This is a genomic window from Candidatus Krumholzibacteriota bacterium, assembly GCA_016932415.1.
In the GTDB taxonomy this organism is placed as follows: domain Bacteria; phylum Krumholzibacteriota; class Krumholzibacteriia; order Krumholzibacteriales; family Krumholzibacteriaceae; genus Krumholzibacterium.
Map to the genome: position 1 here is coordinate 271,669 of JAFGCX010000007.1, position 16,052 is coordinate 287,720.

Below are 16,052 nucleotides of genomic sequence, written 5' to 3' on the forward strand. Positions count from 1 at the left end.
ACTTTTCAGGGGGAGACCGTAATGAAAACCTTTTTTTGCCTGATTTTTTCAATCGTTGCACTAATGAATTCCGGTACGCTTAACGCGGCGAAGGTCCAGATCGATGCGTCCGAAGACTCATATGTCCTGAGTACCACGCCGACTACGTCCTATGGCAGCGCATCTACGCTGCTGGTCAAACACGACGTGTCGCCTTCGGAGGTACTCGCCAGGGCTTTTATAAAATTCGATCTGTCGTCCATCCCCGCCGACGCGACTATACAGGCTGCCCTGTTATGCCTGTATGACCAGACAGCTGCTGGCGGAAACAGACTTCCCGTATACGCCGTCAGCTCTGGATGGTCGGAGATAGATATAAACTGGGACAACCAGCCCTCCTTCGACCCGGCCGAGATAGGAACACTACCCGGCTTCGCCGGAGCGCAGTGGTTCAGCGTCGATGTGACCTCTGTCGTTGAAGAGTGGCGGGGAGGTACCCGTTCGAACCACGGCCTTCTGGTCAAGGAGGGAAGCGGATACTGCCTTGCCGCAAGCCCCGAACCATTCGGACCGCGGACTTTCAGAAGCAGTGAATATTTCGGGTTCAAACCATATCTCATGGTGATCTATGGAGCCGAAACTCTGGAAATAACATCGGTGGCTGACGCGCATGTCAAGTCGGCAACACCGGACGTCAACTACGGTTCGAGCGAAGCGTTGCAGGTCATCAACACGGGATGCTGGAGTTACCTGAGATTTGACACTGGAAGTCTTCCCCTGGGAACATCGATCGAGTACGCCCGTATTCGTCTATACCAGTACTCCTTTGGCGGATTAGTGGGAGGTTCTTTCCCGATCAGCGCTCACAATGTCAACTCGTCATGGACCGAAGGAGCGATCACGTGGACGACGAAACCGGCATTCAATACCGTACCGGAATCGTTCTGTTTCGGAATCGCCGGGTCCTCACATGTCGGGTGGGTCGATCTCGACGTGACGGAGTCTTTGCAGGGATGGCTCGCCGGCGGCGATAATTACGGTATCGTTGTTAAAAATCCCTTTGAAATCACTTTTTCCATGCCCCAGGCAGGTAATTTCCGCAGCAGGGAATATGCGGGGACCGAATACCGGCCACAGATAGAAGTGTTCTACTCGTCGGAGCCGGAAAATCAGTTCATCCCCTCCCAGAGCCTCACCGGCGTCTATATGGGAGACGATTGCTGGGGTGATATAGACGGCGACGGCGACCTCGACCTGATCGTATGCGGCGACACGGGGTTCGGTGCGGTCACCAGCATCTATTTCAACTTTTCCGGGACGTTGACGGAATCATTCTCATCTTCCATTCCGGATATCCTCTGCAGCGCGAGCAGCGACAATATCGACCTGGGAGATTATGACAATGACGGCGACCTCGATCTCGCCATAGCAGGCGAGGCGTCTGCCGTCCCGATCACCGGGATCTATAAAAATAATGGCAGCGGAACCTTCACCCTCGACACAAGACAGTCGCTCACCCAGCTAAAGAACACCTCCCTTGCCTGGGGAGACTACGACGGCGACGGTGACCTTGATCTGTACGTCCAGGGATACACGGGGTCGGTTGTCAACTCGACGCTGTACAGAAACGATGGTACCGGACTCCTCTCTCCCGCTACAACCTCGCTGACCGGTCTGTTCGCTGGATCAGCAGACTGGATCGATTTCGATGGCGACGGCGATCTCGACCTCGCTGTCACCGGGTCTACGACCCTGGCAAGAATGACAATCTTTTACGAAAACATCGGAGGCACGCTTACTTCACTTGGAGATAAGGGACTCCCAGGCCTTGCCTATTCGGATATGGCATGGGGAGATTACGATAACGACGGCGACATGGACCTGGCTCTTACCGGTGAATCGTACAATCCCAACATCGAGTATGCCCGCGTCTACAACAACGACGGCGGTGGCGGCCTGACGCTCGCCTGGCAGACATCAGGCCTTCGGATGAGCTCCTGCGCGTGGGGCGACTTCACCAACGACGGGAAACTCGATCTGGCGTTCTGCGGAGACGACGCCATCGTCGGCCAGCAGACTTACCTTTTCTACAACGATGGTACCAATGATTTCGCGCGCCTGACGCAACCTGCCGTCGCAGACGTCTACCGCGGAACGGTGAGCTGGGCCGATGTCGACAATGACGCGGACCTCGACCTCTTCCTGACCGGAGACCCCACTTATTCCGGAACTCCCATCGCCATACTCTACGATAACACTTCCGGGCCGGCCAACACCCCCCCATCTCCTCCAAACCTGTTCGGCACGGTGCGTAAATCTGGATTTACGCCTTTCACCGCCGACACTCTCATCATGCGCTGGGACGGCGCTCAGGACGCTGAGACGTCGGAGCGGGGCCTCTACTACTGCGTGCGGGTGGGGACTGAAAGGTGGGGAGAGGATATCTTCTCGGGGACATATGGATCGCCTCTCATGGGAAACGTCCAGGCATCGAACGAGCTGAGAGTGACAATCCCTCCGTCGGGGCCCGACAACCACTTCTACTGGAGCGTAAAGGCTGTCGACGCGGGTCTTATGGCCTCCGGCTGGTCGGTGCAGCAGTGCAGCTGGGATCCCGACAGCCTATGGTCGTACGATGACGACCCGGTCGACGACGCGTTCGTCGATAACGCGTTACCCAATACTCCCTTGGGATCTACGCAAGAGCTTAACCTCATCGTCGGCGACGCGTGGAATTCAGGCAATATCGCCCGGACATATATCAAGTTCAATCCTCCCATCTCTCCCGAACCCGGCGCGGAGATCTCGCGGGCCGAGCTCCACGTGTACTGCCGGAGCGTCATATCGCCTGTTTCATACTACATATCAGCCTGGGATGAAAGTGATGATTTCTGGGATGAGTCTACCATAACATGGAATAACGCTCCCACTTGGCTCTATTACTACCCACGGGACGTAATCAGAGTCACTCCCGGATGGAATGTGTGGGACGTCACGAAGAGTCTGACCGCGATGGTGGACAATGAGGTCACATTCGTTCTTCGCGGATCGACTCCCCTCGAAGGGACATCAGGAGTATGGGCCGAATTTGACAGCAAGGAATTCGAGAACGCGCCATTTCTCAGGATCCATTACGTCTCGCTGGTCGGGGATGATGAAAACGGCGCTACTCCCGGATGCGTAGAACTCTCACAGAATATTCCAAACCCTTTCAACCCGGCAACGCGGATCAGCTTCACTATCCCCGGCCGATCGGAAAACGAACATGTGACGCTCAGGATCTACGATGTGGCAGGGAGGCTGATGCGAACGCTTCTCGACGAGTCCAGAAGCGCTGGGCTTCACACCGTCATCTGGGACGGAAAGGACCGGAACGGTTCACCGGTCGCCAGCGGTATCTATTTTTACCGTCTCCAGTGGAACGGAAAGACGCGGTCGAGAAAAATGGTACTGCTTCGCTAAAACAAGATTCAGGCGGGTACGGAGGGGGCAAGTGGCCCGGAGCGTATCGCTCCGGGCCTTCTCCGGAGATCCTCGTTATTTCGATTTCTTGTAATCTTTCGGAATATCATACGTCCCTGACGGCGCGGCCTTTTCAGAGATCTCGACGATCTCGATGGTCGATCTGACCTCGGCCCCCATCGCCTCGGATTTCGCCTCCTGGTACACTATTATCCCCTTCACCTTCTTCATTTCTTTCATGACCTCGGCGAATCCGTCATAATTCGCCATCATCGCGTTTGAGGCGGACCAGTAGAGCCCGGGGTCCACATTGATATCCTCCGTGGCCCAGGCTTCGGCGGTCGATTTTCCCATCGGCATCGCGAGGGTTATTATATATTTCCGGCAGTCCCAGTCCTTGATCTTTTTCGTCTCGGATGTCTCGGTGACCGAAGCATCGAACTTCATCATCGCGCCTGCCATCCCCTTCATCTTCTCAGCCATCGCTTTCGCGTCCTCATCGCCAGCAGTCTCATCTTCTACAGCCTTGTCTATCGCCTTATTCAAATCCATTGAAGTCTCGGCATATGTCTTTTCGGCGTGATTGAGGAAATAAAGAATATCTTTGGATGGAATGACGATCACGGAAGAACCATCGGCAAGATCGATCCTCGCGTGGTCCTTGCCTATCCATGTTACCGATGTCTCGTCTTTCGCCGGCTGAGTCTGCCCCATGATAGTGAACCCGTCAGTATGGCTGACCTGCTTCATCCAGGTGTCGGCATGGGACGATCCGCAGATGAAAAGAAGCGAAAGAACTGCAATAACGACCACTCGCGCGGTGCTGTTTCTCATTACTATCTCCTTCCTTGTTGAAACTGTTAATTGATATTCAGAATCGGATTATACATCCCCCCCGATCGTTATTGTCAAGCCGAAACAATGAAGGGAAATTTTTTCGCACGGACCGTATATCGCAATGTCATATAACAAGTTACAGGGCGCCATATCCCCCGGTGGGTCAGGCATTTGTCCCTCAAATCCGCAACACACCTTGATGCCCCGTGTGCTGCCAGCAATAAAGGGTTGCGCTCTTCCATCATTCAGGTGATTTTGACGTAGACATCTTTATTTTCACGGTCTCATTGAAGGCTCTTATGGGTTTTTTGATAAAATACAGTAATACTTCGAAAGCATTTCCAGCCAGGATGTGCCGGTGGTTGCTGATAGTTGCCGGCGTCCTGTCTGTCGGGTTAGCCACAGCAGGCATTTTCCTTCCGCTTTTGCCGACCACTCCTTTTCTGCTGCTGGCTGCCGCCTGTTTTTTCAGGGCATCAGACAGGCTCTATCAGTGGCTTATAGATCACAGATGGCTTGGCCCATACATCAAAAACTACCGTGAGCACAGGGCCATTACCAGGCGCGCAAGGATAGTTATCCTGCTGATGCTCTGGTGTACCCTTGGTTATGCCGCTTTAACGGCGACCCATTCCCTGGCGATACGGATTCTATTATCACTGATCGGTATCGGTGTCACAGTGCATGTTATGAGTATCAGGACTCTGCCCCTGGAGATCTTCTCCGATAAGGTCACAACCACAACGGAGGATGTTAATGAACAAGAGATGCATGAAGCAACAGCGCGTAATCGCTCGAAATCCACTTGAAAAAGACCCGCAGGCGTGATACAATTTCTCAAGCGGTAATTCGGTCATTAAAAACAAATATCACGATTGGGGGAAAAGGATGCGCGGTAGATCTCGCCAGCCGGTTCTTTTCGGTCTTTTGATCCTTTTCTGTTTCTCGCTATCCATTCAGGCGGCCTGGGAAGAAGACGGGACTCTTGTCGAGCCAGCTCCTGAATCTCCGGTGGAGGTTATTTTCAGGGATCTTAGAATGGCAGACAATGGTATGTGTGGCATCGGTCTCGGATGGTTCATCGCCGGATCAAGTAAATATTATTACCAGGGGCTGAATTGGGAGGGCAGTCTACTCTGGCCCTCTGATCCTGTCTCGTGGATCCTGCCGGGGGGATATTTAGCTGGAATTCCCCGGATCGCGTCTGACAATACAGGCGGGATGTACCTGACAAGTTCCGGGAGCACTCCCGATTTGCGCCATGCCTTTATCACAGCACGCCTTTATGCCGCCGCAGATACTGTAACTGATATCGATTTTTTTGACGGGTACTTGGGAGAAAAATCACTGCTCTACCCCTCCATAGTATCAGACGGATATACGGGAGCAATAGTCTGCTGGGGCGAGTATCCTGAAATCTTACCCTCGTACGGAATTATTAAAGCACAGAGAATAATGAACGATAACACTGTTCTGTGGGAAACGAACGGTACAGTGCTATGTAATATGGCAGGAACCCGCTATTCACCGGTGGCGGCTGCCGACGGATCGGGCGGAGCTATCATAGTCTGGATTGATTGCAGGGATCCCGGAAGGGAGATCTATGCGCAGCGGATCGATTTCGCGGGGGTCACCAAATGGACAACCAACGGGATACCTGTCTGCGCGGCGGGAGGAGAGCCGTCCAATTACGATATCTTCGCCCAGCCGCCCGGGGGCGCTATTGCCACCTGGGTCGACCAGCGCAATGGCGGCAAGGATATCTACATCCAGCACCTCGCCAGCGACGGATCGCTACTCTGGGCCGCTGAAGGAGCGCCTGTCTGTCTCGCCCCCGGCACCCAGGATTATCCGTTCGCCGTGACTGACGGAATCGGTGGAGCTCTCGTCATCTGGAAAGATTTTCGCTCGGGTGACTCTGATATTTATGCTCAGAGGATCAGCTCTCTCGGCGAAGCGCTCTGGGCAGAAAACGGAGTCCCCGTTGCCTGCGGTCCCGGCGACCAGAGGTGCCCGCGGATCTGCTCCAGTGGCGACGGCGGGGCGATAATCGCCTGGGTGGACGACTCGACCGGTGAATCAGATATCTATTGTCAGGCTGTGGACAGCGATGGTTCTTTCTGCTGGGGACCTGGCTTCGTTCCTGTCTGCACAGCCGCTGGCGACCAGGACGAAGTCGTGATCCAGAAGCACTGCCTCGGCGGCGCGTTCATTGCCTGGGTAGATTTCAGAAGCTCATCTTATGGGGAGATCCGCGCGACGCATATCCTGCCCACTACTACCGATGCCGATACGCCTGTCATGGGAGAGGAATTGATCCTCGGACAGAATTATCCCAACCCGTTCAATCCGGCGACGACGATTTCTTTCGACATGAAAAAAGCTGCCGGGATCACCCTGAAGATCTACGACCCGGCGGGACGCCTGGTAAGAACACTTGTAGATGAATATCGCGGGAGCGGTTCGTACAACGAGATATGGGACGGCCTGAGTGATACGGGAATGAAAGTCTCGAGCGGAACATATTTTTACCAGGTCACAAGCGGAACGGAAAAACGCTCCAGGAAGATGGTGCTTCTGCGCTGATATTTTGCCCTGATCGGAAAGCGCCCGAAATGAGAATCCGGCTGCCTGACAGGCCATCTGCCCGGCAGCCGGATTTTTTGCGCTTTTTTGACACCCCCCGCTCTATCTCAGGAGCAGAAGCTTTCCAGTCGCCTCTTTCCCTCCTACAGAGATCCGGTAGAAATAGACGCCGCTGGCGGCGATCTCGCCGTCCCGGGTGAGGCCGTTCCAGTATTTCTTGTGCCCTCCGGGGCCGAGATGCCCCTTGAAGACGGTCTTCTGGAAACGCCCGCTCACGTCGAAGATATCTATCCTTGTCATACCTCCCGGGGCCGGTATCACCATCTGGAAGGTCACTGCCGGATTGAAGGGGTTCGGGAAGACCTGGTGCTCTATCTCCGATGGAAGCGGCGTGTCGGTCCCCACTCCTATCGTGTCACCGACAGTGACCCTTACCGTATCGAAATCGACAGTCCCCGTGTCGATGATCGACCGGAATTCGTAGTAGATGGCGTTTTCCATCCCCTCATACGCCTCTCCGGGGATAACCGCCTGGGTCAGAAACACCGAATCGTCGGATGATTCAAGAAAGATCGTGTCGAGCGAGGTGATAATCTCCCACCCGAGGGAATCCTCCACCGTAACGATCCCGCTGTCGGCAAGCTCGCTCACATTCATAAGGAGCGACCAGACCTCTGTAGTATCGCCGGGAAAATCGTTCTCGATGTCGTACCATACAAGGCTGTTCTGCCTCAGCATATTCGTATCCTGGATCGCCACGTAGGTCATTTCGCTGTAGTTGACCATCGGATCGGTCAATGAAACGACATTTATCGAGACATGAACCGTGTCAACGTCTGGAACAGCCCATGGAGGTATATCCAGCGTGACCGTCACGATCGTATCCATCGGATCGATGGCGCTAAGCGCTACGGTGGCGTCGGAGACGACCTGTGGCCAACCGTGAGAATTGGCGACATTGATAGTGTATGTATCATCGACGTTCCCCATATTGGCTACTAGGAACTTTACTTCCACCGGCATTTTCGGATATCCCGTGCCGGAGGCAGAGACCGTAGCCGCAACGTCGTAGATCGGCCCGGAAGGCGCCATCAGCACCGGCCCAGGCCCGCATATACTCTCTATCATCGTCCCCGGATCGAGCAGGATATTATCGGCCAGAAGTTCGATCGGACCGTTGCATATGATGACCGGCCATCCCGGAGGGTTGTTTCTCATATCGATCGTCCCGCCGGGACCCGTACCGACCTTGCAGTAGAGCTGAGCGTCTATCGCCCAGGGGCTTGCCCTGAAATCGATCGTCGATCCGCTCATCCCGGTGATCCTGCAATCGTTGGATTTCTCAGCCGGTCTTCCATCGGTCTTTTCGCGAGTCGCGTGGATCGTGTCTATCTTGTCTTTCGTGTTAAGTTCTCCCTCGATCGAGCCGGTCGAATCGAGGACGGTGACACGGGCGTATTTCTTGATCGTCTTCGCCTTTATAGTCCCGCCAATATAAAGGGAGTCAGCTCTTATAACGACCTCGTTCGCCGCGATTACCGAATCTCCCTTTCCAATATATACGTCGCCGGCGGTTTTCGTCCGGCCGCCATTGATCTCCACATCCCCTTTTCGCGACTGGATCTTGCAATAGATCTTCGTCGGCTTGCCGGCTCCGGACTGGACCTTGACAGTCTTGTCCCCGGCGATTATCCCGTTTCCGGTCAGATTTACAGATCCTGTATTCGACAAAACCTGCGTCTCTTCCCCTATCGAATTGACCTTACCGGAGATCGTGACGTTTTTTTGCGCTGACAGCGAAACGCTGCCATTAGTCCCTTCAACCGTCCCATGAACGCCGATCGAATCCTTGGTAGAGAAAAGATGGATCGGCAGTTTTTTCACCTTGCCCCCCGCTTTAGGCGAGACACCCCCGATCACGCCTCCGGTTCCTACCATGATCGGTCCTTCAGTAGTAATTTGTATCGGTGTTTTAGCGCTTTTTGCCCTCAGTGTCCCGTTGACGATCAACTCCCCGAGGACCATCCATCCCTTGATCTCGTTCGTTCCATGTCCCTGAAAATCTACTGCTTTATTTGGCGGTATCTCAGCCTTGTCCTTGCGGCCCTTGACAGCTCCCGGCCACATGAATTTCCCATCCACACCCTGTGGATTCCACGTGGGAGGTCACTTCCAGTCATCCTCCCCCCCCGTGTTCTTCGTCTTCCAATGGTCTGACAGAGCGTTGGAAAATCCAAGGGTCAGGAAAAGGACGAGCACTGCCGCCACACCATAACGAGCTTTCATACGATCACCCCCGGCAATTATTATTAATCGGCCTGGAATCGCTGATGCCTTTCGGCAGGATTTATATATGAGATTGAGATGAATTTTATCAGAAAAATGCCGTTTCGGCAAGACAATCTTCAGAGATAAGGCATTAATTATTTACATGTCGAACTCTCTGTGATATACTGCGTGATCATCAATTATCTTGAAGCTATACGGGAAAATAGCAGCCGCTTATCACCTTGCGCATCTCACCGCTGCGGAATCCCTTTAAATAGATGCGAATCGATCAGAAGAGCTGTTATAAAGCAAAGAACTCAATTTGGCATAAAAAGGGGGCATAAGTTGAAAAAACTGCAGTTGTTGGAACGAATCGGCGGCCTTGATTGGTGGGAAAAAACGATCGCGTATTTTTTGGCCGTCTTTCTTCTGGCCGGCATCTTTTATACCGCACCGATCGCTGCTGACGATCTCGGCTGGGCATCAGGCGGAACAACGGACGACAGCGGCGGCTGCGATGCCGATGCCGATATTACAACGAACACTTTTTATACAAATCACAACGGCAACATAACGCTATATGTCGACTGGGACGCGTATGCAGTCGAATACGCCAAAGTCCGGTTCAGATGGTACAATGGAGATGTAGCAATAGTATCTCCTACTGACTGCATTTGCAACAGCGACTGCTTCAGATCGTTTCAGGAATCATACTCTTTCTACGTGGCGAGCGGGTCAAAGACTTACGACATGGGACTAGGTATCTTCGTCGATACAAGCGAGGGAGACGATTTCGATTGCCCCGCCAACATGATCCATCGCGAAAATATCACCATCACCCGGCCAAAATGCACATACGCGATCTATATGAATTCGATAAGCAACAAGACGATACTAGACACCTGGGTGACTGTATCGGGAAACGTTACCGACACCGATTGCTACGCGCCGATAACGGACACCGCCGGAAATCCCGTCCAGGTCATCATGTACAGACCGATAGGTTCGCCGGTGACTGCGAATACGACATTGAACAACGGCTCATATTCTGTCGTCTTAAACCTCGGGGGAAACACCGAGATAGGAACTTACACCGTCATGGCGACATATACTCCCAACTCGCCCCCACACCCTCTGACTCCGGCCAGCGCGAGCACAAGCAGGTCTTTCAGGCGGTATGTCGTCTCGCCGGTCGCCATAGATATTCCATCGAGGAAGACATTTCAGGACAATTTCCCTGGCCTGGCATACGATATCGAAAGCTTTATCCGGGCAGACATGGCAGGGGATGTTAATCCTCCATCGAGCTCGCTGATCATCCCGGGAGATTCGACGACTGTGAGCATCACTCCTCTTGAAGCCCCGCAGCTCGCCACTACTATGGACGGGCGCCCGAAAGCCTTCATGCATGTCAACTGTACATATATCGGCCCCGATTACAAGCCGCCCCTGGTCGGCCCTTCCCTTCAGGGAACTTACGGCACCTTCTACAGTGACGACGGCGACTGGACAGTGATCCAGGGAGATTCGGCCTGTATCGGATCTAACCCTCCCGTTCCCAACGAATATATGTTTGATCTGAATGATTCCCTTTTCACCAGGGGATACCGCATCGAGTATTACTTCGAGGCCGAGGACAGCTGGGGCAATGTAGTAAGATGCCCCGGCGGCACAGGCCCTGGAGACGAATATCTCGAATGGACATGTCTGCCGACATTCAACAGCGGTATTCTGTTTGTTGACGACTGTGATGGGATCTTGAACTTCGAGGAAGAGAACTATATGCAGCAGACGTTCGAAGCTGTCATCCCTTCCAGTAATATGCCTGACAGGTTCGATATCAACGCCGGCGATCAGGCATCGAACGGCCTGTCGAGCAGGGCGCACCTGGAACACCTCAAGAGCGTTTACCGGACTATAATCTGGGATTCAGGGAACCTTCGCGAGAACACGATTTCCGACAATCTATCCGAAGGTGAAAAGGATGACGATTGCGCCCTTCTGAAAAACTGGCTCGATACGTCAGACCGGGATGTACGCCTGCTTGTCATGGGATCGAATGTCGCTACTGATATCATGCATTCCCAAAGCGGGCAGGAACTGCTCCTCTCCTGCGGAGTCGAACTCGTCGACAGCAGCTACTACGAGATGACATCAGAAGCCGGCGGTATCGCGATTCCTTACGTTGAATCGTATTACGGCAGCTGTATGGGAGGTTATACTTTCTATCTATATCCTTCGTTCGGCTCGATCAACTGGTTCGACGTCCTTGACGCCGACTATTCAATAGGTTTTCCCGCGATTATTTATCCGGAATTTTATGGAAATTACTACTCCGCCGGTGTTCAAAGCCTCGGCCAAAACAGTCATGGTTACGACAAAAGGACGATGTGGCTCGGTTTCAGCCTCTCACAGGCAATCGAACCATGGCCCGACGGTAGAGTCGTCAGAAATAATATTCTGGGCGATATACTCCAGTATTTCGGAGAATGCGTTAATGCCGATATGACTGGTAACGAAGAGACCCCCCTGGCGAACCGGCTATCGCAATGCTACCCGAACCCTTTCAATCCCGCTACGACACTCGAATTCTCAATCGCGGAAAAAGGTCCCGTAACACTGTCAGTCTTCAATGTCGCCGGCCAGCTCGTAAAAACACTGGTCAACGACATCAGGGAAGCTGGCAGCCACAGGGTCATGTGGGATGGAAAGAATGAAGCGGGACGAGACGTGGCAAGCGGGATCTTCTTCTGCAAAATAGAGACCGCCGGTTTCAGTGACACGAAGAAGATGGTCCTTTTAAGATGACTGGCGTGACTTTGGCTGCAAAAACGATACGATTTACAGCAAATGTTTTTCTTGCTGTCACATTTTTCGCTTCGTCCGTCTGCATGGCCGGCCAGGCAGGGAGCGCCGAAAGTGAGAATGCCTCGGCAAGAGAGATCGAGCGGCTCTCCGAGGAGACAACCGCTTATTACGACGAGGGGATGTATGGCAAAGCTCTTGCGAGCGCCAGCCAGGCATTTTCGCTATCGGAAGAGCTTTATGGCCGCCGCCATATCGTGACGGCGCAATCACTCAACAATCTCGGACAGGTCCACGCCGCTCTTGGAAACAGCGCTGAAGCGGAGAGGATGCTTGTTGAATCTATCGATATCACCGAGGATCTTCGGGGCCGCGACAACCCTGAGATATCCCCCGCGCTGAAAAATCTCGCTGTTCTCTACACTGCTTCTTCGAGATTTTCCGAGGCTGAGAGAGCGTACAGGCGGCTGATTAAGATCGTGGAGCGCTCGGACGACAACGAAGATGCCGCGATGCCAGGCCTGCTCGAATCCCTTTCCAACGTTCTCGCGGCGACAGAGAGATTCGAGGAAGCGATAGAGCTGCGCGAACGAGCGCTCGGGATCAGGGAAAAGGCCGGAGCCGCGAAAAACTTATACAAACCTGGAGATAAGGGCCTCGCCGCGGCCCGCGAATCGCTTGCCGTGCTGAGAGATAACCATGCCGCCTTCCTCAACAACCGGGCGATCTCGCTTATCAGGGAAAACCGGTTCGACGAAGCGGAAGATGATCTTAAAAAAGCTCTGATCGTTAGAGAGAAATATCACGGCCCCGATGATCAACGGACTCTCTCCACCATGAAAAACCTGTCGATCCTGTACACCCGGCAGGAAAAATACAGCGAAGCGGAACCGCTTTGCGCGCGGCTGCTGAAGGTATCCGAAGATTCTCTCGGCGCGGGAAACGCCGCGCTGGCTCCTGAATATCTGAAAATGGTAAGGCTCTTTCAGAAACTCGGGCGTTCGACTGACGCGGCGGCGATGTACGAAAGGGTCATAAGGTCGATGGAAAACGACCGCCAGGTCAACGCCGGCGCCCTTGTGAGGCAGATCAACAACCTCGCGGCGCTTTATGTCGGGATGGAAAAACCTGATAAAGCTGCTCCTCTTTATTCAAAAGCCGTCTCGTTAATTACAGGTGGCGGTATCGCGGAAGAGCCGGAATCGGCAGTAATACTGAATAACGCCCTTCAATTTTTCAGAGAGACGGGCGATGAAGAACAGACAGCCAGGATCGAGAAACTACTCGGAATCGAACCTGGTCCCGAGGTGAAAAACAAAAACACCGATGATAACACTGGTACCAATTGAACCGATCCGCAGTATCTCCACCAAAAAGAAATCAATTTCAATCGGAAGCGGATCCTCCGCCGCGCGCGCCGACGACTTCATAAGAGATCGCCACGATAGTAACGACGGAAAGGTACTTTTTCTTCGACTTGCCAAGCCTCTCCCGCAATTTTTGCGAATCAACGAGTGATAGGGAATCGGCCTTTCCCGCCGCTTTCTGCTTTTCCACCCATTCCACCTGCAGGCACGGTTCGTGATCTATCGAACAGACGAGAGATCGATTTCTCTCTATCGCTTCGATATATCGCTCATCGATCCGTTTCTCATCGACCACACCTTTGACTCTTATTCTTTTCTGATAGAGGGAATCGGCGAAAGATTCCCCACATTCACCGGGCAGGATCCTGATCGTCTCTCCGCCATCTGTCCGAAACTTCAGCTTCTTTCCTCCAGCGCTGCACACATGGGTTATTTCCCCCTCGGTCTCTACTATCCTGCCGACGTAGTCGGCGCAGTACTTGACAAGGCTATCGGCGTCGACAAAAATCACATCGCCGTGGTTTTCCTTACTGCCGGCTACCTGGCCGGCAAAAGATTCGGGGGAAAGATAAAGCCCGCCGGTGGCGAAACACACAATAACCGCGGCGATGACAACAAGGCGGATCTTTCTTTCGCCTCTCGACCTCATTTTTTCTCCTTCCGATGCACGTAAACAGGAACCCCGCGATCCAGGGTCACTTTCGTGATATTCTTGATGGTCCACCAGTTATATGCCTGTCCGGTGAAAAAATCCCGATAAAAATGTGGAGACCCGGTCATGAAACTTCCTTTGCCAGAAATCGTATCTGTGATGTAGAATCAGGCAATCTGATATTTCAATTATATTTCAGAAAGGATCCGGGATGAAAAAGATCTCTATCGCCGCGTTGTTGATGGTTTTCGCATTTATATCGAACGCGCTCCTCGCGGAATCGGTCGATGAATATATCAGCAAAGCAAAGGAACTGCAGAAAACAGGACAATTCGATGAAGCGCTTGCTCTTCTTGAGAGAGGACATGCCGAATTTCCAGGCAACTCAGACCTCTATGCCTATTCAGGGCTCTACACCGGGATGAAAGCGGGACAGGCCGCAAATTTCTCGGAAGCGGGCCTTTTAAGCGCCAAATCCTTTGAACTTCTCGACAAGGCGGTTTCACTTGATCCTGCCAATCCGGTCGCCCTTCTGTTCAGGGGGCTTATGTCGGTCAAGGTGCCGGAGTTCCTCGGCAAGCTCGACGGCGGGATCACCGACCTCGAGATGACAACTGATATAATCGGTAAGTTTCCCGGGGCTTTGCCGGTTGAAAGCCAGATCCTCGCCTGGAACCTGCTCGGAGAAGGATACTCAAAGAAAAAAGCGGGGAATAAGGCCGCGGCGGCGTGGAAAAATATAATCAGGCTTGCCCCCGGATCGGATCAGGCGGCAAAGGCTGAAGAGAATATCAAAAATCTGGATATCCCCGCCGGTGGCGCCGCTGAACCGGTCAAAGCGAAGGCCGCGGCAGGGTCGGATAAACCGGCCGGCGACTCCAGCGCCCTTGAATCGAAAGGCAAAAAAGCCTTCGATATGGGAGAATTTCAAAAAGCGAGGGAACTCTTCGAAAAGGCTGTCGAGGTGAACCCGCAGAGCGCCTTCGCCTACAAATGGCTCGGCCTGTCGATCGCGAAGCTGGGAGAAGTCGGTTATGACGACCGGATCGCCACGAACACGGATCTCAGGACAAACCTCGTTTTCGCTTCGCTTAAAGCGCTCGACAGAGCGGTGGAACTTGCCCCCGGCGATATGGAACTGAGATTCATGCGAGGTTCGCTGGGAGTCTACTTTCCATTCTTTGCAGGCAAGCTCGAACAATCTATAGTCGATCTCGATATGGTGCTCAATAGTGAAGCGCCGGACTCACTGAAAGCCGAGGCGAAATATATGCTCGGCTACGCCTATCAGAAAAAAGGGATGAGCTACTGGATCGATGTGGCCGTCAGGCATTCGGAATCGGAGGCGGCGCGGACGGTCTACAAGTCGGAACGTCCCGAGATCAAAAGGCTGGATGAGGAAAAATGCGAAAAACCCTGCCTTGTCATCGATTTCGTCCTCGGATTCAGGGATGAACTCGCGCCCCAGACCGCAGTCTGGATCGAGGATGAAGAAGGCCGCTATATAAGCACTGTTTATGTTTCCGGATTCAGCGGATATGTAAAAGAAAAACAGGTCGTGCTCCCGATCTGGGCCGCTACGTCAGAGTTCAAGGATACCGACGCCGTTACGAGCGCGAGCATAGATATCGGCCATCATCTCTATATCTGGGACCTGAAAGACCTCGAGGGGAAAAAGATTAAAAAAGGCGATTATATAGTAAATGTCGAAGTGTCATACTGGCCAAGCATGAAATATCAGATGGTAAGGACGGAGATCTCAATCGGCGGGAAAGACGACAGGAAAGTGGTCGAAGAGGGCGACTTCATCCCCTATCTTGAGACCAGATTCCTTAAAGACTAGCGCGTATCGCCTGACAGCTTGAACTTCTATACCGTTTTAATACTTTATGTTGCGGCTGATCACCCCTCTCCGGCCAGCGATACCATCGCGCCGGTCACATAGTGGGATATACCTGTTTTTCCAATTGAAAATCTGTCTGATTTATGTTACACTTCTTGAGAGCGTTAATAAACTTACAGATCTAAATCGTACACCTTCGAGAAACTGATTCAATCAGACGGGGTTTCTTTACCCCTGAAAGCCTGTCAATCGG

At 53.0% G+C, this 16,052-nt stretch carries 9 protein-coding genes; 6 read left to right on the forward strand and 3 right to left on the reverse strand.

Annotated features, from left to right (window positions below; all coding sequences use genetic code 11):
- Positions 1 to 21 precede the first annotated feature (21 nt).
- Positions 22 to 3,441: a DNRLRE domain-containing protein gene (locus tag JW814_01825; protein ID MBN2070168.1), complete on the forward strand. Its 3,420-nt coding sequence runs from the start codon at positions 22 to 24 to the stop codon at positions 3,439 to 3,441.
- 75 nt (positions 3,442 to 3,516) lie between these two features.
- Here JW814_01825 and JW814_01830 read toward each other — a convergent pair whose 3' ends face one another.
- Positions 3,517 to 4,275, reverse strand: coding sequence for a DUF4412 domain-containing protein (locus tag JW814_01830; protein ID MBN2070169.1), 759 nt, complete (start codon positions 4,273 to 4,275; stop codon positions 3,517 to 3,519).
- 353 nt (positions 4,276 to 4,628) lie between these two features.
- Here JW814_01830 and JW814_01835 point away from each other — a divergent pair, with 353 nt between their 5' ends.
- Both JW814_01835 and JW814_01840 read left to right on the forward strand, forming a co-directional pair.
- Positions 4,629 to 5,087, forward strand: a complete 459-nt coding sequence (locus JW814_01835) for a YbaN family protein (protein MBN2070170.1) — start codon at positions 4,629 to 4,631, stop codon at positions 5,085 to 5,087.
- 79 nt (positions 5,088 to 5,166) lie between these two features.
- Positions 5,167 to 6,864, forward strand: a complete 1,698-nt coding sequence (locus tag JW814_01840) for a T9SS type A sorting domain-containing protein (GenBank protein ID MBN2070171.1) — start codon at positions 5,167 to 5,169, stop codon at positions 6,862 to 6,864.
- Between the two features lie 102 nt (positions 6,865 to 6,966).
- On the opposite strand, the gene JW814_01845 is transcribed toward JW814_01840, so the two are convergent.
- Positions 6,967 to 9,006: a T9SS type A sorting domain-containing protein gene (locus JW814_01845; GenBank protein MBN2070172.1), complete on the reverse strand. Its 2,040-nt coding sequence runs from the start codon at positions 9,004 to 9,006 to the stop codon at positions 6,967 to 6,969.
- Between the two features lie 471 nt (positions 9,007 to 9,477).
- On the opposite strand from JW814_01845, the gene JW814_01850 reads away from it, so the two are divergent.
- A complete protein-coding gene (locus JW814_01850) occupies positions 9,478 to 11,940 on the forward strand; it encodes a T9SS type A sorting domain-containing protein (GenBank protein ID MBN2070173.1) in 2,463 nt (820 codons plus the stop codon).
- 11 nt (positions 11,941 to 11,951) lie between these two features.
- Positions 11,952 to 13,286: a tetratricopeptide repeat protein gene (locus JW814_01855; protein MBN2070174.1), complete on the forward strand. Its 1,335-nt coding sequence runs from the start codon at positions 11,952 to 11,954 to the stop codon at positions 13,284 to 13,286.
- Positions 13,287 to 13,323: 37 nt separating this feature from the next.
- On the opposite strand, the gene JW814_01860 is transcribed toward JW814_01855, so the two are convergent.
- Positions 13,324 to 13,953: a hypothetical protein gene (locus tag JW814_01860; GenBank protein MBN2070175.1), complete on the reverse strand. Its 630-nt coding sequence runs from the start codon at positions 13,951 to 13,953 to the stop codon at positions 13,324 to 13,326.
- A 214-nt stretch (positions 13,954 to 14,167) separates the two neighbouring features.
- Here JW814_01860 and JW814_01865 point away from each other — a divergent pair, with 214 nt between their 5' ends.
- A complete protein-coding gene (locus JW814_01865) occupies positions 14,168 to 15,799 on the forward strand; it encodes a DUF2271 domain-containing protein (protein MBN2070176.1) in 1,632 nt (543 codons plus the stop codon).
- Positions 15,800 to 16,052: the final 253 nt, after the last annotated feature.